Below are 20,290 nucleotides of genomic sequence, written 5' to 3'. Positions count from 1 at the left end.
GGTCAGTGCTGGAGCGCGACCTTGAAGACCACGATGACCATGCCGAGGAGCAGGTTGGCCGCACTGGCGATCAGGATCAGACGGCGTGAGGCGCCGGCGCGGACGGCGCCCAGGGCCGCCCAGCCGACCTGCCCGGCCAGTGCGACGCCGAGCGCCAGCCATGCCGCGCCCTCGACTCCCAGCCCGAGGAGTGGACTGATCGCCACGGCAACGGCCGGTGGAACGGCCGCCTCGAGGATGGGCCGCTCGTCGGCGCACACGCGGCGGACTTCCTCGCGGCTCCCGGGCTCCTGCGCCATCCGGGCTCCGAAGAGGCGGGAGAAGACGTGCGCGGCCCAGAACACCACGCCCGTACACAGCAGGAGCAACACGAGTTCCAACCGTGGATACGAGCCGAGCGTGCCGACACCGGCCACCACGGAGGCGGCGAGCAGCGAGCCGTACACCGCGCCGCTGTAGTCGACGCGCGCGGCACCGGTCGGCGGCCGGCTCCGCGCATCAGGCGCAGGGGGCTGGTGTGTCACACCCCCAGGGTCGCCGAGCGGGCCGCGCTCCGCATGGGCGCGCTCCGGTGCGGGATCGGTCCATCACACCGGGGCCCGCAAAAAGTGGCCCCGGAGTGATGGCCGGTCTACGCCGCCTGGCGGATGAGGTCGGCGGCCTTCTCCGCGATGACGATCGTCGCCGCGTTCGTGTTGACGGAGACGATCGTCGGCATGACCGACGCGTCCACCACCCGCAGGCCCTCGAGGCCGTGAACGGTCAGATCCGGGGCGACCACGGCGTCCGGGCCCACCCCCATCGCGCAGCTGCCCACGGGGTGGTAGTACGTTCCGGTGCCGCGCGCCAGGAAGGCACGCAGTCCCTCCTCGTCCTTGACGTCGTCCCCGGCGAGCACCTCGCGCGAGCGCCACGGCTCTCGGGGACGGTCGTCACCCCAAAGGTGAAACTGTTCTCCGGTGCCCGCAACGTCGGTGGGTGGAACGGCACATGGATGAACATCAGCTGCATGTCCGGGCCTTGAGCGGACGCGTCGCTGCGCCACGCCATTGAGGTCTCCGCGTGGTTGGTGAGTCCTTCGGGGACCGGCCTGCTCGCCTCGTAGACGACCCCGCACAGCGGATGGTCGTGCAGGTTGCGGCCCACGCCGCGCAGGCCGTGGCGGACGTCCACACCGGCCTGCCGCAGCTCGTCGGCGGGCCCGATGCCCGACAGCAGGAGCAGACGGGGCGAATCGACGGCGCCGGAGCTGAGGATCACCTCGGCGCGGGCGTGCGCGACGACCGGCTCGCCGCCCCGCCGGAACTCCACGCCCGTACACCGGTCGCCCTCGACGAGCAGGCGGTGCGCGCGGGAGTCGGTCGAGACCGTCAGATTCGGCCGCCGCGCGCTGACCGGGTGCAGGTAGGCGGCCGCGGTGCTCTGCCGCTTGCCGTCCGCGATGCTCAGGTCGTGCCCAGCCGACGCCTTCCTGGGCGGCGCCGTTGAAGTCGTCCGTAGCCGGGTGCCCGGCAGAGGTGGCGGCATCGACGAAGACCTGGGAGAGCGGGTTGCCGTCCTGTGCCTGCGCCGGACGCATCGGGCCGCTGTCACCGCGGAACTCTCCGGGTCCTTTCCGGTGACGGTCTCCAGCCGCCGGAAGTACGGCAAGAGCGCGTCGAAGCCCCATCCCGTGCACCCGGACGCGGCCCAGCGGTCGTAGTCGTTGCGGTGTCCGCGCAGGAACACCATCGCGTTGATGGCACTCGACCCGCCCAGCGTGGGCCGTGTCGACCAAATGATCTTGTCAGCAGGCCGGGGCCCGTGGCCAGCCAGGCGGCGGGTGAAACCGTTTCGCCGCCCAACTCGTCTCCATGGTCGATGTGGTGTCTTGATGAGAGACACCTCGGGGTGACATCGGGTCATATGGATGTCTATGCGAAAGGCTCCTGAAAGAGTGTCAGAGAGCTACAGAAACAGGACCGTCCGCTGGATCGCCGGGGCCGCCGTGGTGGCGGCCGTCGTCGGTGTCACGGGTTGCTCGATGGAGACGGAATCCGGCGAGGGGGAGAAGCCGGTGGCGAACAGCTCGACCGCTGCCGGGTCGGAGGAGAAGGGGGAGGACTCGGCGGCCTCGCAGCCCTCGAAGACCCGTCAGGCCACGGCCGAGGAGGCGGTTGCCACGTGGGTGACCGCGGTCATCAAGGGGCAGCCGAAGCAGGCGTGCCTGGTGATGGCGGACCCGGCCGCCGGTTCGTCGCCCGCGCAGGTCGGCACCCCGTCGAGGTGTAACGGCAACACGCCCGAGGTGCGGGAGATGCGCGAGAACGTCGGGAAGCTCCGTACGTCGTTCACGCCCAAGCAGTCCACGGGCGACCCGAAGGTGGACGTCGCCCGCGTTCCGGCCACTGGTGGCAAGGCGGTGGTGCCCGCCGACAAGGTCACCGTCGACGGACAGACGCTCGACAAGGTCATCCTGTCCAACTCCACCGGCCTGAAGGCGGGGCAGTTGGACGTCAAGGTGGAGGCCACCGAGATCCAGGACGCCTGGTACGTCACCAACCTCGATTTGAACCTCGGCTGATGCCGTGACCAGGGGCCGCTCCGCCCGCCTGCCTCAGGCGGGCGGAGCGGCCGGTCGCCCGGCAGTACGGCCTCACGAGTCGTGGTACGAGCCGCGGAGAGCCCGGTGCGGTGACCGGCCATAGGCCTCCCGGTAGAGGGCGGCGAAGCGGCCGGGGTGCCAGAAGCCCCATCGGGCAGCGATCTCCGTGACGGTGGCTCCTCCGCCGGGATCGGTGTTCAGCAGGTCATGGTGGGCGCGGGAGAGGCGCACCCGGCGCAGATGGGCGAGCGGCGTGGTGTTCACGTGTCGACGGAAGGCGTACTGGCGCGCGCGTACGGTGACGCGCGCCGCGGCGACGGTGACGGGCTGGTCGGCGTGGTCGTCGATGTGGGCCAGAGCGCGGCGCAGCATCGCCGGGCTTCCCGAGGACATCCGTACGAAGCTGCACGCCGCGGTGGCCGACGCACACCGGGCGCGCCGCGCCGCACCGCCCACGACGTCGTCGTAGGGCGGTGCGGCGCGGCGGCCACGGGCCGGGTCAGCCCGTCGGGCGGGGTTCGCCCCGGTAGGTGCCGAAGGACCACTTGTTGCCCTCGGGGTCGGCGATCGCGAACTCGCGGCTGCCGTACGGCTGGTCCTCGATCTCGCGGATGACCTTCACCCCTGCCGCCTTCAGCCGTTCGTAGAGGCTGTCGACGTGGTCGGTGACGACGTACGCGCCGAAGGTGCCCGGTTGCAGACACCACTCCGCGCTGTCCGGCTTGTACGACCCGAGCATGATCCCGCCGCCCTCGGGCCAGTCGAGCTGGGCGTGCGCCACCCGGTTGCCGTCCTCGTACACGGCGGTGCGCAGGAAGCCGACCGTGCCGACGAGGAAGTCGATCAGGGCGGGCGCGTCATGGGCCTGGAGGGTCGGCCAGATGTTCGGCGGTCGCTGGGGGGATTCCATGGTGTTCATGCCTCTCACTCTTCGCCGTTCCGGTGCCCGCCCGCTTGGATATTCCGGCACTCTTCGGCCAGCCAGACCGTGGGGCTGACGCCGGTGTACTGGCGGAAGTCCCGCACCAGATGCGAATGGTCGTAGTAGCCGCAGTCGGCCGCGACCCGCGCCAGATCGGCCGGGGCGCCCGCGGCGAAGGCCCGGACCACGGTGCCCTTGGCGTGCTCGAAGCGCATCAGCCGGGCGGCCTGCTTCGGGCTCAGACCGGTCTCGGCCCGGAAGAGCGCCGTGAGCCGGCGCGGGCTGAGCGCCACGTGCTCGGCCAGCCCGCGCAGCGTGCCCGCACCACGGTGGCGGGCCAGCCACGCCCAGGCTTCGACGATCTCGCGCCGGACCGGCGTGGCCTCGTCCGCCGCGGCCGCACGCGCCCGCAGATACGAGCCGAGGAGGGCGAACCGCTCCTCCCACCCCGGCTGCTCCCGCATCCGCTCGTGGATCTCCGCGGCCCGCGCGCCCAGCACCTCCGTCCCCGACACCACGAGCTGATCGGTGAGCGCACCCGCGGGCAGGCCGAGCAGCCTGCGCGCCGCCAGCGGATGCAGGGCCAGCTGCACCCCGGTCTCGTGCTCAGGCTGGATGATGTACGCCGGACTCTGGTGCAGCCCGCCCACCACGATGTCGGTCCGCACGGCATCGGCACCGCGCGCCTGTTCCAGGGTGAGTCCGCTGGTCACCGGCCCGTCCAGCGAGAAGATCAACGTCAGCCAGGGGGAGGGCAGCCCCCGGTGCAGGGCCGGTGGCTGCCCGCCGGAGCGATAGCCCACCGCGGACGCGACCATCCCGCCGAGCCGGGGCGTGCACCGCACGAACTCCTGGAACGCCTCGCCTTCCCGTCCCGCCTCAGCAGCCATGTGGCCAGTATGCGACGCCCCGCCGGACCCGACTCCTACAGCATGACGATCGCGTGCCGATCTCCCGCAGCGACGTGCTGTTCTTCGCCGTCGTCCCGCCCGTCTCGGGAATGGTGGACGTGCCCCTGGCGCGACGCCTGGGCAGGCCCGAGCCCGTCTCACCGGAACAGCTCACGGCCACGGCCGAATCGCTGGCCGCCCTCGTGGTGGGCGGACTGCTCGCGACGGGTCCGGGGAGCCACTGAGCGCAGGGCGAGCGCGGCGGGGGCGACGGACGAGACCACGGCGAGCATCGCGCACGCGCCCACGGCCACGCCGATGGCCGCCCAGGGGATCCGGATCGTTGTCCGCACCGACAGCAGGTGCAGAGCGCTCCCCATGCCCATCAGATTGAGCCCGGCGACGAAGACACCCAGGACCGCGCCGACCACGACCACCATCAGCGCCTCGGCGCCCACCAGCCGCAGGATCTGCCCCGGGGTGGCCCCGGCCAGGCGCAGGGTGGCCAGGTCGCGGACGCGGTCGGAGGTCGCCATGGCCATGGTGTTGGCCAGGGAGATGCCGGTGTAGAGGAGGGCGATGCCGAGGACCAGCAGCAGGCCGATCCGGGTGATGTCCTTCGTCTGGGGGTAACTCGCCCTGACCCATTGGTCCTTGGTGAGCAGCCGCCCGCCCGCGGTGTGCACCGCCTTCCTCAGCGCTGTGGCCACGGCGCTCGCGTCGGCGCCGTCGGTGAGGGTGACGTCGACCCGGTCGACAGTGGCGCCCGGGGCATTGCGCGGAGTGACGTAGACGCCGTTGCCGCCGGTGCCGGTGGCCATCACCGCGGCGATGCGCAGCCACTTCCTGGTGCCGTCGCCGAGCCACACCTGAACGCGTCGGCCCACGGTGTGCTGTTGCCACTCGCCGTTGACGATGATCGAGTCGTCGTCGAGATCAGCGGCCGTTCCGGCTTCGACCGGCAGCCGGGTGGTGGCGGCGAGCGGGCCGGGGTCGACGGCGCGGGCCTCGGAGGTCACGAGGGACACGCCGTCCTCCAGGACGTAGACGGCGCTCGACGCGGTCGCGGACACCTCGGCGCCGGGCACCGCGCGCAGCTTTCGCAGGGTCGCCGCGTCGAAGCCCGCTCCGCCTGCCGGGGTGACGACGAAGTCGGCCGCCGTCCGCGCGCGGACTTCCGTGGCCTTCGCCTCGTTCAGCGTCGCGGTGGCGCCCAGGAGCGAACCGGTGAGGGCGACCGTGACCAGCACGGGCGCCGCGATCGCGGCGGTGCGGCGCACAGCGGCGGCGGCGTTCTCCCGCACCAGCATGCCACCGGCGCCGGGGAGTTGGGCCGGGAGCCAGGCGATCAGCCGGGTCAGCGGGGGCACCACGGCGGGCGCGAGCAGCGCGACCGCGGTGATGAGCAGCATCGGACGGCTCACATAGGTCTTCCGGTGCAGCAGGTCTCCCGGGTCGGTGGCCAGGGCCAGGCACAGGGTGACGACGGCGGTCAGCAGGAGCGCCAGGCCGGACAGCCACCGCCCCCTGGGCATCGTCCCGGTGTCCACGGCGGCCTCGCGCAGCGCCTGGGCGGGTCCGGTGCGGCCCGCCCGCCAGGACGCGGCCGCCACGCCGCACAGGGCGACCAGCAGACCCGTCCAGAACGCCACGTGGTACGGCCAGATGTGGTCGCCGATGGTGAACCAGCCGGGCGCCACACCACCGTCGACCACCCACGCGGCCAGCCGTGGCGCACCGTACGCGCCGAGCAGACAACCGGTGGCCGAGGCGAGGACGCCGACCATGAGGGCCTCGGCGAACACCATCCGGCGGAGCTGTCCCGGGGTCGCCCCGGCCGTGCGCAGCAGCCCGAACTCGCGGCGCCGCTGGGCCACCGCGAACGCGAAGGTGGATGCCACCACGAACACCGACACGAAGGCGGTGACACCACCGGCCGTGCCGAACAGGGCGTTCATCGCCATCAGCGCTTCGCGGTCCCGGTCCGGGGCGGGGTCGGCGAGGCGGCGCCCGTCCCCGGTGAGGACCCGGACCCCCTCGCTGCCGCGCACCGCCGCGCGCACGGCCGCCGGGTCGGCGTCCACGACGAGCTGGACGCTGCGGGGGGAGAGGTGGGCGGCGCGTTCGTCGGTAAAGAAGACGGCGTTCTCGAGGCCGCGCCCGACTGCGGTCCCGGTGGCCCGTGCGTTTCCGGCGACCCGTACCGTGCCGACGACCCGTACGGTGCCGCCACCGGTCCGTACCCGCTCGCCCGGCTTCGCCCAGCCGCTGATGACCACCTCGTCGGCCGCGCGGGGCGCGCGCCCCGCGCCGATCTCGTACCGGGCGAACGCGGCGGTGGACCAGGGGTGGCCCACCAGATCGCCCGGCCCGCTCCGCGCCCGTACGGCGAAAGAACGGTCCTCGACCACGGGCCCGAGCTGCCGCAGTCGCGCGACGGTCGCCGCGGGGACGGCGCGCGGATGTGCGAGCTTCCGGACCCGGACGCCGTTCGGGGTGCGCACCCGCAACGTGTCGGCTCCCTTGACCACCACCGGCGCGGCAGCGAACCGTTCGGGTTTCCGGTCGGGCGCGTCCAGCGACGAGGCGAGGGCCAGGCCCATGACGGCGAGCAGCGCGACACCCAGCGACAGGGCGACGAAGCTGCCGACGAAGGTGACCCAGCGCGTGCGCAGGGTACTCAGGGCGATGCTCAGCACGGCACGTCCTCCGGGCTCTCCAGGCCGGTCATGCGCGCCGCGATGGCGTCGGCGCCCGCACCGGCCAGCTCGCCGCCGACCCGTCCGTCGACCAGGAAGACCACCCGGTCGGCATAGGACGCGGCCACCGGGTCGTGCGTGACCATGATGACCGTCTGGCCCTCGCCGTCGACCATGCCGCGCAGCAGGGTCAGCACCTCGCGGCCGGTCCGGGTGTCGAGGGCACCGGTCGGCTCGTCGCCGAAGAGCACCTCGGGGCGGGTGATCAGGGCGCGGGCCAGGGCGACCCGTTGCTGCTGGCCGCCGGACAGCTCGGACGGCCGGTGCCGTGCCCGTTCGCCGAGCCCGACCTGCCGGAGCACCTCGCGCACCCGGGCCGCGGAGGGACGGCGGCCCGCCAGCCGCAGGGGCAGTGCCACGTTCTGCTGGGCGGTCAGGGACGGCAGCAGGTTGAACGCCTGGAACACGAAGCCGATGCGCCGGCGCCGCAGCAGCGTCAGCCGGGTTTCGCTCAGCGTCGTCAGCTCGGTGCCGCCCACGGTGACCGACCCCGACGTGGGACGGTCCAGCCCCGCCGCGCACTGCAACAGCGTCGACTTGCCCGAGCCGGAAGGGCCCATGACGGCGGTGAACGTCCCCGCGGGGAAGGAAAGCGAGACCTGGTCGAGCGCTGTCACCGCGCCGTCGCCGGTGCCGAAGCGTCTGCTGACGGAGCGCAATCGGATCGCGTCGTTGTTCATGTGTCCCCACTCGTATCGATGTCGAGTCGTATCGATGTCGAGCGCCACGAAACCGCGCGCGGACACCACGGCGCAGTACGGCGGAACCGAGACTTGGGGTAGGGCCAGGCATACCTCCGGTACGCCCCCTGGACCGATGGCACGGGCAGGCCGGGCCTTCTACGGTGATCTCCATGCACCCTCGGAATGTGTGGCAGGCCATGTCCGGGCCGGGCTTCCTGCTGTCGTCGTGGCCGTGGCGTTCGGTTGGATACCTGCTCACCGGTGTGGTGACCGGCGCGGTCGCCCTCGCGGGGATCGCCACCACGGCCGCGGCGGGCGGCATCCTCGCCGTCGTGCTGGTGGGGCTGCCGCTGCTCGTCCTCGCGGCGCTCGCCGGAATCCCGGTGGCCTGGGTGGAACGCCGGAGGCTGCGCCTGATCGACCGGGACCCGGCCCCCGACCGGCACCGGGCGCCCACGGCCTACGGCCTGTGGGCCTGGTTGACGACCCGCATGAGGGAGCGGACGACGTGGCGGGAGCTCGGATACGCCGTGCTGTTCGCGGTGCTGCTGTGGCCGGTCGACGCGATCGTCCTCGCCGTCGCCCTGCTCGCCCCGCTTTCCGTGGTCGCGACACCGCTGCTGATGGCCACGGTCGGTGGCGGCCGGGAGACGAAGGTGCTCAAGCAATGGATCGTCACCTCCTGGCCGGTGGCCTTCGCGGTCGCCGTGCTCGGACTGGTGCTCCTGGGCCTGTGCGGCTACGTGCTGGGGGTCGTGGCCGGGGCCCGGGCCGAACTGACGCGTCTGCTGATCGCCCCGCGCGAGGGTGACCTGAAGGAGAAGGTCACCGAACTCGCCCGCTCCCGCCTCCGGTTGGTGGACGCCTTCGAGACGGAACGGCGCCGCATCGAACGCGATCTGCACGACGGCGCCCAACAGCGGCTGGTGGCGCTCACGATGACGCTCGGCCTGGCCCGCCTGGACGTCACCCCAGGCCCGCTCGCCGACCGGCTCGCCGCGGCCCACGAGGAGGCGGACGAGGCGCTCGCGGAGCTGCGCGAACTCATCCACGGCATCCATCCCAAGGTGCTCGCGGACTACGGCCTCCCCGCGGCGGTCGCCGACGCGGCGGACCGCTCCGTGGTTCCCGTGGACGTGGCCCTGGAGCTGCCCGGACGGCTGCCCCAGGCGGTCGAGGCCGCCGCGTACTTCGTGGTACGCGAGGCCCTCACCAACATCGCCCGGCACAGCGGGGCGAACCGTGCGGAGGTGAGCGGCGCCCACCGCGACGGACGGCTGTTCCTCCAGGTGCGCGACGACGGCCGGGGCGGCGCGGACCCCGGCGCCGGAAGCGGGCTCACCGGACTCGGCGACCGGGTGTCCGCGCTGGGTGGCAGACTCTCCCTGTCCAGCCCGCCGGGCGGACCGACCCTGCTGCGTGTGGAGTTTCCTTGCGACCGGACCGACCGCTGCGCGTAGTACTCGCCGAGGACAGCGTGCTGCTGCGGGAAGGGCTCATCGGGCTGCTCGGCCGCTGCGGCCACCACGTGGTCGCGGCCGTCGGCGACGCTCCCGCGCTGCTCGCCGCGGTCGAGGAACACGCCCCCGACATCGTCCTCACGGACGTTCGCATGCCTCCCGGGTTCCAGGACGAGGGACTGCACGCGGCCGTGCGGCTGCGCGAGACCCGGCCCACCCTGCCCATCCTGGTCCTCAGCCAGTATGTGCAGCGCACGTACGCCTCGGAGCTGCTGGACTCCGGCGACGGAACGGGCGTCGGCTATCTGCTGAAGGAACGCGTCGGGCGGGTCGAGGAGTTCGTGGACGCCCTGTGCGAGGTGGCGGACGGCGGCACGGTCGTGGACCCCGAAGTGGTGCGCCAGCTGCTGCGCCGCCGCCGCGACCCGCTGGAACGGCTCACCGCGCGCGAGCGGGAGGTCCTGGCCCTGATGGCGGAGGGCAAGTCGAACGGCGCGATCGCCCGCCACCTGGTGGTGTCCGAGGCGGCCGTGGGCAAGCACATCGGCAACATCCTCGGCAAGCTGGACCTCCCGCCGACCGACGCCACCCATCGCAGAGTGCTCGCGGTGCTCACCTATCTGCGGGCGTGACCCCGGTCTGCGGGCGTGACCCCGGCCGTCAGCGGGCGGGAAGCCGTCAGCGGTGGAAGAGGCGCAGCGGGAAGGCGTCGGCGATCACGCGGTAGCCCTCGGGGTTGAGGTGCAGATGGTCGCCCACGTCGAGGTCCGCGCGGAGGCTGCTCGGATCGTCCTCGTCGCGTGTCGCCCGGTCCAGGTCCACGACCGCGTCGAAGCGGCCGCTGGTCCGTATCCAGTCGTTGATCCGCTGCCGGGTCGCTTCGCGGTGGCCCGCCGCGTCGTCGTAGGGGGTGCTGCCGCCGAAGGGGGTGAGGGTGGCGCCGTAGACGCGGATCCCCTGGGCGTGGGCGCGCAGGAGGATCTGGCCGTAGGCGGAGATGAGCCGGTCCGCGACGTCCTGTTGTGCTTCGGGGGTGGCGGGGGCGGTGCCGATGTCGTTGATGCCCTCGAAGACGACGAGCGAGGTGACGCCGCTCTGCGCCAGGATGTCACGGTCCAGACGGGCCAGACCGTTCGGGCCGAGACCGTCCTGGAGGATCCGGTTCCCGCCTGCCGCCTGGTTGAGCACGGCGGTGTCGGCCGTCCTGTGGTCGGTGCGCAGACGGGTCATCAGCCGGTCCGTCCAGCGGTCGTTGTGGTTGCTGGTGGAGCCCCGCCCGTCGGTGAGCGAGTCGCCCAGCACGGCGGTGGCCCGGGCGCGCGCCGGTGACCACACCTCGACGCCGCTCAGGAAGTACCAGTGCTCGACCGAGGCCGCGCCCGTCAGGTCGGTTGCGTCGACGTGGTTGCCGCGCAGCATGTGGGAGGCGGTGCGCGAGCCGGGGTGGGAGGTGATGGCGGTCGACTGCTGACCGGTGGCCAGGTACACGGTCACGGTGAGGTTCGAGCCCGGCGGCAGCCGGAAGTCCAGCGGGTCGGAGACCACCAGGGCGCCCATCGGCACCGTGGTGGCGGCGCGGCCGTCGAAGGTGACGGGCCGGGAGGTGCCCGGTTCGATCGCGCTCACCCCGGCCCTGCCCCCCGCGGGAAGGGCCACGGAGACGCGGGAGATGGGCAGGGGCCCCCGCCGAAGGCGTTGGAGAAGCGGAGCCGCAGCTGGCGGCCGCCCGCCGAGACGTGCACGGTCTGCCGCAGGGTGCTGTCGGCGAGGACCGCGCCGTCCTGGGTGTACGGCGGGGGCGGCATGTTGGCCGGCTCGGTCAGCTGCGGCATGGACGTCCAGGTCCCCACCCAGTGGCTGCCCGGTCGCGGCCCGCCGCCCTCCTCGGCCGACGCGGTGCGCGCCCGGCTCCGCTCGGCTCCCTGGGCGACCGCCACCAGGGTCACGCAGAGGAGAACCGCCACCAGCGGACCGAGTCTTCGAAGAATGCCTCGCATGGAACGTCCTCTCCATCAGGCGGACTTGACGCACCCACCCTGCCCACCGGAGCGCAGAGGAACCCCAGTTACGATCGGTACGTCACATGAGCCCGCTCCGGGGGCTTCGCAAGGGGGATACTCATGCCTGCACCGACCATGGCCCACCGCACCGACACACCCGCCGTCGCGCTGGGCCCCACCGCCCTGGTCCTCGGTGTCTTCTCCGTCGTCGGTGTCCTCGCCATCGTCGATGTACTGCCGCCCCTGCTGTTGTCCTTCACCCTCCCCCTGGTGCCCATCGCCGGGGGCCTCGCCGTCGCCCTCGGCGCCATGGGCATCCACCACGCCCGCCGCGGTGCGGGCCGTCTGTGGATGTGCGTCGCCGGAACCGCTCTCGGCGCTCTCGGCTTCGTGGGTGTGGTCGCTCTCCTCTGCCTGGTCAGCGTCTGAGAGATCGGTTGGCTGACACCGCTGTCGCCGCGTTCCGATCACGCACGCCTCGTCCACCTGCGGAGATGAAGCGGGTCGATTTCCGATACGTCGGAGGTCTTCCCTTGCTGTCCCGACCCCTGCACCATGCCGGGTAGTTCACCACCAGGTATGGGAGGCACATACGTGACCCCGACGACAGGGAACGGGATCTCTCGAAGAGGTGTGATCGGCTCGGCGGCCGCGGCCGGTGCCGCGGGCTGGCTGGCCGGATCCGGCACCGCCTGGGCCGCACCCCAGGACGCGGGCCGGGCAGGAAACCTGACCGAACGCATCGTCAGGGACGCGGCCCTGCGGTGGCGCCGGATGCCCGGCGACTGGAAGGACGGCCCCTTCCTCGCCAATGGCCTGCTCGGCGCGCAGGTCTACCGGGGCGCGACGCCCAACTCCGTGAAGGTCATGGTCAGCCACAGCCAGGTGCAGGACCAGCGGCCGCAGTGGCGCGCCCCGTACGGCTTCTCGCGGCTGCCCATCGGCCACTTCGACCTCACCCTGGCCGGGGAGGTGACCGGCATCGACTGGACCCTCGACCTCTGGGACGCCGAGCTGCGCGGCACCGTCACCACCACCCGGGGCAGCGTCCGCTTCTCGATGCTGGTGCACAACACCCGTACCGCGCTGCTCATCTCCACCCGGCCCAGCGCGGGCGAGCGCGAAGCGGCCTGGTCGTTCACCTGGCTGCCCGCCACCTCGCCGCGCACCAAGGACAAGCCCGCCGACTACACCGGCAACCCAGACCCCCGCACCGGCTCCACAGGCGACACCGGATACGTGGAGCAGCCGCTCATCGCGGGCGGCGGATGGACCACCGCCTGGCGCGAACGGCGCGTCGGCACCGGCAGACTGCTGGCCGCGCACATCGTCTACCGCCATCCCGAAGACCTGTCCCGCACCACCGAGCTGGCCGTCGCCGAAGTGGCCCGTACGCTGGCCGCGGACCCCGACGACCTGGTGGACGAACACCGCGCCTGGTGGCACCGCTTCTACCGGCGCAGCCTGCTGTCCGTACCCGACAAGCGCATCCAGGACTTCTACTGGATCCAGCTCTACAAGGCGGCCTGCGCCACCCGGGCCGACGGGCCCTCGATGTCCGAGTGGGGGCCGTGGTACCCGGAGACCGGCGGCAGCTGGACGGCCGTCTGGTGGAACCTCAACGTGCAGATCGCCACCTGGCTGATCCAGGGGTCCAACCACCTCGAACTCGACTCCGTCACCTCCACCTTCCAGCGCTTCGAGAAGTATCTGCCGCTCTCGGTCCCGCCGGAGTACCAGGACGGGCAGACCTACGCCCTCGCCCACCCCTCCGACTGGATGCTGCGTCCCGGCGCCAAGACCGTCGGCATCCCCGGCACCTCCACCAAGACCGACAACAACGGCAACCTCATCTGGGCCATGCACAACGTCTGGCTCAGCTACCGCCACACCATGGACACCCGCATCGTGCGCGACGTCCTCTACCCGGTCCTGGTCAAGGCGGTGAACTTCTACGACCACTTCCTGCATGAGGGCAGTGACGGAAAGCTGCACCTTCCGCTCACCCGCTCCCCCGAGTGGGCGGACGCCGAGGACTGCACCTACGACCTCTCCCTGCTCCGCTGGGGCTGCGCCACGCTCCTCGACTGCCTGCGGATCCTCCGTACGGACCATCCGCGTGCCGCGCGCTGGCGCGAGATCCTGAAGCGCCTGGTGGACTACCCGCGCGACGCCACCGGCGTCATGATCGGCTCGGGCAAGCCGCTCACCGAATCCCACCGCCACTTCTCGCACATGCTGTGGCTGTATCCGCTGCACGAGCTGGACTGGGACCGGCCGGGCGACCGGGACATCATGCGGACCACCTTCGACCACTGGGTCAAGGACCGTGCCCTGTGGGCCGGTTACAGCTACGCCGCCGCCTCGTCGATGGCCTCGCGGATGGACCGCCCCGAGGAGGCCCTCGACTTCCTCACCTTCTTCACCGGCGGCAAGGTCATCAACAACGCCTGGATGACCCCGAACACCATGTACGTCGAGGGCGGAAACCTGGGTATCGAGAGCCCTCTGACGGCGACGCAGTCGGTGCTCGACATGGCCGTGCAGAGCCACGGCGGCGTGGTGCGGGTCTTCCCGTCCGTATCGCGCCGCTGGCCCGACGCGTCCGTGGCCTCCCTGCGCACCCAGGGCGCGTTCCTGATCGACGCGGACCGGGCCGGTGGCCGCACCCGGTGGGTGCGCGTCCGCAGCGAGGCGGGCGCGCCACTGGTGCTGGACCACGGCATCCGCGGTGCCGTGGACGTACGGGACGAGCGCGGCAGGCGGCTGCGGTACCGGGAGACGGGGCCGGGCCGCATCGAGATCCCGCTCCGCCGGGAGGAGACGGCCGTCGTCGCCCCGCGCGGCACCCACCCGGACCCGGGCCCGCGCGACGTACCGGCCGTCGGCGACGCGAAGCCGTGGGGGCTGCCGGACTAGCCCGGACTAGAAGTCGTCGTCGGAAAGCCACTCCAGGGCGAACCAGAGTTCCATGCGGACGGCCGGGTCCTGGAGGTCGGCGCCGAGGAGTTCGGCGACCCGGGTCATGCGGTGGCGCACGGTGTTGCGGTGGACCTGGAGTTCGGCGGCCGTACGGTCCCAACTGCCGTGGAACGTCAGCCAGGTGCGCAGGGTGCCGAGCAGGACGGCGGCGCCCGGCGGCCCGGCCCGGTCGAGCGCGGCGAGGCGGGCACGGGCGAACTCCCGGGCGTCGGCGGGCGAGACGAGGCTGTGCACGGCCGGTGCGGTGGCCTCGTGCACGACGGCCGGCACCTCGGCGGCGATCGCGCGCTGGAGGGCCCGTTCGGCCCGGGCGTCGGCGCGGGGCAGGTCCGCCGCGGGGGAGGGGTCGCTGAAGCCGAGGGTCCACCCGAGGGCGGCGGCCTGGGCGGGGGCGTGCGGGCGGGTTCCCGGCGGGCAGGGGACGAGGGCCCTCAACGCCGGGCCGTCGATGTGCAGATAGGGCGTGCCGAGGGCCGTGCCGAGGGTGGCGAGCTGCGCGGGGTCCTCGCCCCGCGGTGCTCGCGCGGACCGGTGCCGGGGATCCTGCCGCCCGTGGACGACGATCCAGTGGTCGTGCGCCGGGTGTTCGGAGGGTACGAGGGCGGGCGCGACCTCCGCCGGGGTGGCGCCGAGCATGAGCCGCACCAGCGCGCCGACGCTGTGGCTGTCGGTGTTCAGGGCGTGGCGCGGGCTGGTGAGCAGGGACAGCAGCACGGTCGCCGTGCCGGTCACCTGGCGGTGGACCAGCGGCAGGGCGGCGGTGGCGGCGGCCTGGCCGAGGGCCAGGGTGGTGGTGCCGTCGGCGCCGGGCAACGTGTGCACGGTCAGGTGCACGCCGTCGTGGTGGTGGGCCGCCGCCGCGGGTGGCGGCGGCCTGCTCGCGGCCCGGCCGGTGGCGGTGCGGGCGGTCGTACGGACGGCGAGGTCGCGCAGCAGACCGGGCACCGGCTCCGGGGGACGCCGGCCCGCGCGGAACAGTTCGTTTCCCCGGCCGTCGAAGAGGACGGCCCAGGCGCCGGTGTGCGCGGTGAGCTGGGTGAGCACGGCCTGAAGCGCGTCCGGACGGGCGGCGGCCGAGGCAAGGGCCGACTGCGCTTGCGAGACCTTCTTCAGGTCGCGGTTGCGCGCCTCGGCGATGGCGGCGTACGTCGCCCGGCCGACGGCGACGAACGGGGTGTGCGGCGGCAGCCGCAGCAGCGGCAGCCCATGGCGGTCGCACGCGGCGACGAGATCGGCCGGTACCTCCTCGTGCACCGGGGCGACGCCGAAGCCGAGGGCGGCGACCCCGGCCGCCACCACGCGCGCCACATAGGTGTCGATGCCGTCCGCGTCGGGCGGCAGCCGCACTCCGGCGGTGAGGAGGAGCTCGCCGCCGACGAGATAGGGCGTGGGGTCCTCGATCTCGGTGGTGCCGACCGTGCCGATGCGCCGGTCCTCGGCGGGACCTGCGACCCGGCGCAGCCCCAGTGAGGGATCGGAGAGCAGCACGCTGAGGTGGATGGACGGTGGATCGTGCTCGGTCACAAGGCAGGGATCCTCTCATCCTGCGGCACCACGCCGGGGTGTCGGATTCGTCCAACGGACGGTTTCACATCGGGCGAATCCGCGGGTTCAGCGCCAGTGTGCACCGTGGATAAGGTCACGCATCACCCCCCCACGCCGTATGTGCGCGGCGGCCTCGCCTTCCCCGGCGCGGCCGCGGAACCGGAGGACCTGATGGCCGTCGACTACCTCGTCATGCTCGGATATCTGCTGGCCATCGTCGGTGTCGGCTGGTGGGGCAAGAGACTCGCCGCCTCCAAGAGCGACTTCCTGGTCGCCGGGCGGCGGCTGGGCCCGCTGATGTACACGGGCACGATGGCCGCCGTCGTCCTCGGCGGCGCCTCCACCATCGGCGGGGTGCGCCTGGGCTACACCTACGGTGTCTCCGGCGCCGCGATGGTGTTCGCCATCGGGCTGGGGCTGCTGGCCCTCAGCGTGTTCTTCTCCGCCCGGATCGCCCGGCTGCGCGTCTACACCGTCGCCGAAATGCTCTCCCTGCGCTACGGCGACGCCGCGAGCGTCATCTCCGGCGTGGTGATGTGGGTCTACACCCTGATGCTGGCCGTGACCTCGACGATCGCGTACGCCAGCGTCTTCGACGTGCTCTTCGATGTGCCGCGCTGGGCCGCGGTCGTCATCGGCGGGAGCATCGTCGTGGGCTACTCGGCGCTCGGCGGCATGTGGTCCATCACGCTCACCGACATGGTGCAGTTCGTGGTCAAGAGCGTGGGCGTGCTCGTCCTGCTACTGCCCATCGCGGTGATCAAGGCCGGGGGATTCTCGGAGATGGCGGACCGGCTGCCGCACGGCTACCTCTCCCCGACCTCCATCGGCGGGCAGACCATCTTCACGTATGTGCTGATCTACACGTTCGGCATGCTGATCGGGCAGGACATCTGGCAGCGGGTCTTCACCGCCCGCAACGACCGGGTGGCCACCTGGGGCGGTACGGCCGCCGGGATCTACTGTCTCGTCTACGCCCTGGCCGGGGCCTTCATCGGCATGGCGACCAAGGCGCTGTACCCGCATCTGGCCAGTGCCGACCAGGCGTTCGCCACCATCGTCCAGCACACCCTGCCCACCGGTGTCAGGGGGCTCGTCCTCGCCGCCGCACTGTCGGCGATGATGTCCACCGCCAGCGGTGCCCTGATCGCCTCGGCCACGGTCGCCAACAACGACATCTGGGCCCGGCTGCGACGTCGCACCACAGGGGCCGCGGACGGCCCGGACGAGCGCGATGAGATCCGTTCGAACCGGCTGGCCATCGTCGTCCTCGGCGTGACCGCCATCGTCATCGCCTGTGTCCTGGGCGATGTCCTCGCCGCGCTCACCGTCGCCTACAACCTGCTGGTCGGCGGCCTGCTGGTGCCCATCCTCGGCGGGCTGGTGTGGAAGCGCGGGAACCTGCCCGGTGCGCTGGCCGCGATGATCGCGGGCGGCATCACGGTGATCACGCTCATGGTGGTCGAGGGGCTGCTCGCCAACGAGCCGATCTACTTCGGCCTCCTCGCCGCCCTCGTCGCCTACGTGGCCGTCAGCCTCGCCACCAAGCCGACCGAGGACGCCGCGGTCGACGCCTGGCGCCGCCGCGTGGCGGGCGAACCGGCCACCGCGCCCGAACCCGCACCCGTGACCGTCTGAGACGGATCGACTCCTCCGTCACCCCCACGACCCAAGGACTCACCCCGTGACCGCTTCGACGCCCCACCACACCGCTCCGGCCACCGCGAACCCTTACGCCGAGGAGGTGCGGCTGCGCCGCGAACTCGCCGCGGTCTACCGCCTGGTGGCGCACTTCCGGATGACCGACCTGATCTTCACGCACATCAGCGCCCGCGTCCCCGGCCCAGAACACCACTTCCTGATCAACCCCTACGGTCTCCTCTTCGAGGAGATCACCGCGTCGAACCTCGTCAAGGTCGACCTGTCCGGCCGCCCCGTCGAGGAGACCCCGCACCCCGTCAACCCCGCCGGGTTCGTCATCCACAGCGCCGTCCACGCCTCCCGGCCCGACGCCCACTGCGTCCTGCACACCCACACCAAGGCCGGTTGCGCCGTCGCCGCCCAGGAGGACGGCCTGCTGCCGCTCAACCAGATCTCCATGGAGTTCTACGGCAGGCTCGGCTACCACGACTACGAGGGCGTCGCCCTCAACCTCGCCGAACAGCAGCGGCTCGTCGCCGATCTCGCCGGTCACCCGGCGATGATCCTGCGCAACCACGGCCTGCTGACCGTCGGGGAAACCCCCGCCCAGGCATTCCTGCGCATGTACTACCTGGACAAGGCGTGTGAGATCCAGGTCGCGGCGACGGCCGGGGGCGCGAAACTCGTCATGCCTCCTCCGGACATCCGCGAACTGACGGCGCGTCAGCTGGCGGGTGAGGACGAGGGCTCCGACCTCCAGGACGACAAGGCGTTCGACCTGGCCTGGTCGGCGCTGCTGCGGCTCGTGGAGCGCGTCGCTCCCGACTACAAGGACTGAAGGGACTGAACGGGACGGAGGAAAGGGTCAGGAGTGCGGCGGGCCGGGCTGGGCGTCGCGCTCCGCCTTCTCGGCCTTCTCCGCCTTCTTCTCCTTGATCCGCACCGCTTCCTTGCGCACCTCGGCCTGGGTGGCGCGCTCCTTCTCCAGCCACTCGGGGCGCTCCGCCTTCAGGGCCTCGATCTGCTCGGTGGTGAGGGCCTCGGTGATGCCGCCGCGCGCCAGACCCGAGATGGAGGTGCCCAGCTTCGCCGCGACCACCGGCCGGGGGTGCGGGCCGTTGCGGCGCAGCTCCCGCAGCCACTCGGGCGGATCGGTCTGGAGGGCGTTCAGTTCGGCGCGCGTGACGACACCCTCCTGGAACTCGGCGGGGGTGGCCTGGAGGTACACACCCAGCTTCTTCGCCGCGGTCGCGGGCTTCATCGTCTGGGTGGTCTGGTGCGACTTCATGGTGTCAAGGGTATCGACCGTATGCGCGGCCCCGGACCACGGCCTCGGGCCGCGCGACCGGTAGCCTGGCGGGGTGACAGGCTCGGAAGAATCCCCTACGTTCCGGCTCGCGTATGTCCCGGGGGCGACGCCCGCCAAGTGGGTGCGGATCTGGAACGAGCGCCTGCCCGACGTCCCGCTCACCCTCCTCGCGGTGTCCGCCGCCGAAGCCCCCGATGTGCTGCGGGGCGGCGACGCCGACGCGGGGCTCGTGCGGCTGCCGGTGGACCGTACGGTGTTCAGCGCGATCCCCCTCTACACCGAGACGACGGTGGTCGTGGTGCCGAAGGACCACGTCGTGACGGCGGTCGACGAGGTGACCGCCGACGATCTGGCCGACGACATCGTGCTGCACCCCCTCGACGACGTGATCGGCTGGGAGCGCCCGCCGGGGCGGCCCGCGATCGAGCGCCCCGCCACGACGGCGGACGCCATCGAGCTGGTGGCGGCCGGAGTGGGGCTGCTGGTCGTGCCGCAGTCGCTCGCCCGGCTGCACCACCGCAGGGACCTCACGTACCGGCCGCTCACGGACGCGCCCCAGTCGAGCGTCGCGCTGTCATGGCCGGAGGACGCGACCACCGACCTGGTGGAGGACTTCATCGGGATCGTCCGCGGGCGGACCGTCAACAGCACCCGGGGCCGCACTCCGCCCCCGGCGCAGCAGAAGCGCAAGCCCGCGGCGGGCAAGACGGCGTCCGGCAAGGCGGCGGCGGGCAAGTCGGCATCCGGCAAGTCCGGATCCGGCAGGGCGGCCGGGGCCGGGAAGAACCCGCGGGGCCGCTCCGCGGCCCCCAAGGGCGCCAAGCGCGGCAGGCCGCGCCGCAAGTCCTAATGAGGCGCCTGCCCGGGCGCACCGGCGCGCAGGCCGTCCATGACCAGGTCCAGGAGCCGTCCCGCGCACCGCTGCCAGTCCCCGTGCGGATCGATCTGCCACAGCCCGGCGATGGCGAGCATGAAGTCGTCGGGGGTGACCCCCGGGCGAATGGTGCCCGCCTCCTCGTTCGCCGTCAGCAGGAGCGCGACGGCGGAGGTCAGCGAGCCGCGTGCCAGCTGGACCAGGCCGCCGTGCGCGCTGGTGGCCTTGTGCAGCGCCCCCGCCAGGCCCGCCTTGGTCATGGCGTACTGGGCGAGGCGGTCCATCCACTCCCGCAGCGCCTGGTCCGGTGCCCGGGTCCGGAGCAGCTGGGCCGCGGTGTCGGCGACCTGCTGCACCTCGTAGCGGTAGACCTCCAGGACGAGCGCCTCGCGGTTGGGGAAGTTGCGGTAGAACGTCCCCTGTCCGACGCACGCCTTCTTCGCGATCGCGCTCAGCGGCGCGTCCGCCGAGCGCGTCAGCTCCGCGAGGGCCACTTCCAGGATGCGCTCGCGATTCCGTTGCGCGTCCGAGCGCAGTGGGGTGTCCTTCTTCTCGGGCACGCCTCCTCCTTCCCGGAATCGCGGTCGGGCCGCCCTTGCTAACCGGACAACTGTCCGATAAGTTCATACCAGCCGGACAGC

Annotated in this window: 19 protein-coding genes and 1 pseudogene; 8 read left to right on the top strand and 12 right to left on the bottom strand. The window is 72.3% G+C overall.

What is annotated here, in order from left to right:
* Positions 1-2: 2 nt before the first annotated feature.
* The 3 genes from HYQ63_RS07100 to HYQ63_RS07095 form a co-directional block, all read right to left on the bottom strand.
* Entirely contained in the window at positions 3-524 is a 522-nt protein-coding gene (locus HYQ63_RS07100; RefSeq protein ID WP_179933061.1) for a hypothetical protein, read from the bottom strand.
* 107 nt (positions 525-631) lie between these two features.
* Complete coding sequence (locus tag HYQ63_RS44415) at positions 632-850, bottom strand: GMC oxidoreductase (protein WP_257232575.1); 219 nt, start codon at positions 848-850, stop codon at positions 632-634.
* Positions 763-1,731, bottom strand: coding sequence for a GMC family oxidoreductase (locus HYQ63_RS07095; RefSeq protein ID WP_257231690.1), 969 nt, complete (start codon positions 1,729-1,731; stop codon positions 763-765). Before HYQ63_RS07095 ends, HYQ63_RS44415 begins: the two co-directional genes overlap by 88 nt.
* Before the next feature lie 205 nt (positions 1,732-1,936).
* Here HYQ63_RS07095 and HYQ63_RS07090 point away from each other — a divergent pair, with 205 nt between their 5' ends.
* Positions 1,937-2,563 carry a hypothetical protein gene (locus HYQ63_RS07090; RefSeq protein WP_257231689.1) on the top strand — a complete coding sequence of 209 codons (627 nt, stop codon included), beginning with the start codon at positions 1,937-1,939 and terminating at the stop codon, positions 2,561-2,563.
* Between the two features lie 72 nt (positions 2,564-2,635).
* Here the strand turns inward: HYQ63_RS07090 and HYQ63_RS07085 are convergent, their stop codons facing one another.
* The 5 genes from HYQ63_RS07085 to HYQ63_RS07065 form a co-directional block, all read right to left on the bottom strand.
* Positions 2,636-3,040, bottom strand: coding sequence for a helix-turn-helix transcriptional regulator (locus tag HYQ63_RS07085; RefSeq protein ID WP_257231688.1), 405 nt, complete (start codon positions 3,038-3,040; stop codon positions 2,636-2,638).
* Between the two features lie 43 nt (positions 3,041-3,083).
* The gene (locus tag HYQ63_RS07080; protein ID WP_179939827.1) at positions 3,084-3,494 is read right to left on the bottom strand and encodes a VOC family protein; all 411 of its coding nucleotides are present in this window, start codon (positions 3,492-3,494) and stop codon (positions 3,084-3,086) included.
* A 14-nt stretch (positions 3,495-3,508) separates the two neighbouring features.
* Positions 3,509-4,396: a helix-turn-helix domain-containing protein gene (locus tag HYQ63_RS07075; RefSeq protein WP_257231687.1), complete on the bottom strand. Its 888-nt coding sequence runs from the start codon at positions 4,394-4,396 to the stop codon at positions 3,509-3,511.
* A gap of 158 nt (positions 4,397-4,554) precedes the next feature.
* Positions 4,555-7,095 carry an ABC transporter permease gene (locus tag HYQ63_RS07070; RefSeq protein WP_257231686.1) on the bottom strand — a complete coding sequence of 847 codons (2,541 nt, stop codon included), beginning with the start codon at positions 7,093-7,095 and terminating at the stop codon, positions 4,555-4,557.
* Complete coding sequence (locus HYQ63_RS07065) at positions 7,089-7,835, bottom strand: ABC transporter ATP-binding protein (RefSeq protein WP_179933060.1); 747 nt, start codon at positions 7,833-7,835, stop codon at positions 7,089-7,091. Before HYQ63_RS07065 ends, HYQ63_RS07070 begins: the two co-directional genes overlap by 7 nt.
* A gap of 173 nt (positions 7,836-8,008) precedes the next feature.
* On the opposite strand from HYQ63_RS07065, the gene HYQ63_RS07060 reads away from it, so the two are divergent.
* A complete protein-coding gene (locus HYQ63_RS07060; RefSeq protein WP_179933059.1) occupies positions 8,009-9,298 on the top strand; it encodes a sensor domain-containing protein in 1,290 nt (429 codons plus the stop codon).
* The gene (locus HYQ63_RS07055) at positions 9,271-9,930 is read left to right on the top strand and encodes a response regulator transcription factor (RefSeq protein WP_179933058.1); all 660 of its coding nucleotides are present in this window, start codon (positions 9,271-9,273) and stop codon (positions 9,928-9,930) included. The genes HYQ63_RS07060 and HYQ63_RS07055 overlap by 28 nt, the downstream gene beginning before the upstream one ends.
* Positions 9,931-9,976: 46 nt before the next feature.
* On the opposite strand, the pseudogene HYQ63_RS07050 reads toward HYQ63_RS07055, so the two are convergent.
* Positions 9,977-11,295: pseudogene (locus HYQ63_RS07050) on the bottom strand (SGNH/GDSL hydrolase family protein).
* Between the two features lie 123 nt (positions 11,296-11,418).
* Between HYQ63_RS07050 and HYQ63_RS07045 the strand changes: the two are divergent.
* Positions 11,419-11,727, top strand: coding sequence for a hypothetical protein (locus HYQ63_RS07045; RefSeq protein ID WP_179933057.1), 309 nt, complete (start codon positions 11,419-11,421; stop codon positions 11,725-11,727).
* Between the two features lie 165 nt (positions 11,728-11,892).
* Complete coding sequence (locus tag HYQ63_RS07040) at positions 11,893-14,217, top strand: glycoside hydrolase family 95-like protein (protein ID WP_257231685.1); 2,325 nt, start codon at positions 11,893-11,895, stop codon at positions 14,215-14,217.
* 6 nt (positions 14,218-14,223) lie between these two features.
* Here the strand turns inward: HYQ63_RS07040 and HYQ63_RS07035 are convergent, their stop codons facing one another.
* Positions 14,224-15,804 (bottom strand): PucR family transcriptional regulator, encoded by a 1,581-nt coding sequence (locus HYQ63_RS07035; protein WP_179933055.1) that lies wholly within the window; start codon positions 15,802-15,804, stop codon positions 14,224-14,226.
* A 192-nt stretch (positions 15,805-15,996) separates the two neighbouring features.
* On the opposite strand from HYQ63_RS07035, the gene HYQ63_RS07030 reads away from it, so the two are divergent.
* Together HYQ63_RS07030 and HYQ63_RS07025 are read left to right on the top strand one after the other, a co-directional pair.
* On the top strand, positions 15,997-17,463 hold the full coding sequence (locus tag HYQ63_RS07030) for a sodium:solute symporter (protein ID WP_179939824.1): 1,467 nt from the start codon (positions 15,997-15,999) through the stop codon (positions 17,461-17,463).
* A gap of 46 nt (positions 17,464-17,509) precedes the next feature.
* Positions 17,510-18,304, top strand: coding sequence for a class II aldolase/adducin family protein (locus HYQ63_RS07025; RefSeq protein WP_179933054.1), 795 nt, complete (start codon positions 17,510-17,512; stop codon positions 18,302-18,304).
* Positions 18,305-18,331: 27 nt separating this feature from the next.
* Here the strand turns inward: HYQ63_RS07025 and HYQ63_RS07020 are convergent, their stop codons facing one another.
* Entirely contained in the window at positions 18,332-18,754 is a 423-nt protein-coding gene (locus HYQ63_RS07020; RefSeq protein WP_179933053.1) for a DUF5997 family protein, read from the bottom strand.
* A gap of 73 nt (positions 18,755-18,827) precedes the next feature.
* Between HYQ63_RS07020 and HYQ63_RS07015 the strand changes: the two genes are divergently transcribed.
* The gene (locus tag HYQ63_RS07015; protein ID WP_179933052.1) at positions 18,828-19,625 is read left to right on the top strand and encodes a LysR substrate-binding domain-containing protein; all 798 of its coding nucleotides are present in this window, start codon (positions 18,828-18,830) and stop codon (positions 19,623-19,625) included.
* On the opposite strand, the gene HYQ63_RS07010 is transcribed toward HYQ63_RS07015, so the two are convergent.
* Complete coding sequence (locus HYQ63_RS07010) at positions 19,622-20,209, bottom strand: TetR/AcrR family transcriptional regulator (protein WP_179933051.1); 588 nt, start codon at positions 20,207-20,209, stop codon at positions 19,622-19,624. The genes HYQ63_RS07015 and HYQ63_RS07010 overlap by 4 nt on opposite strands.
* Positions 20,210-20,290 lie beyond the last annotated feature (81 nt).

This window comes from Streptomyces sp. Rer75 (assembly GCF_013414305.1).
Taxonomy (GTDB): domain Bacteria; phylum Actinomycetota; class Actinomycetes; order Streptomycetales; family Streptomycetaceae; genus Streptomyces; species Streptomyces himastatinicus.
Note: the sequence above shows the minus strand (reverse complement) of the source record. Positions and strands in the feature narration are given on the sequence as shown.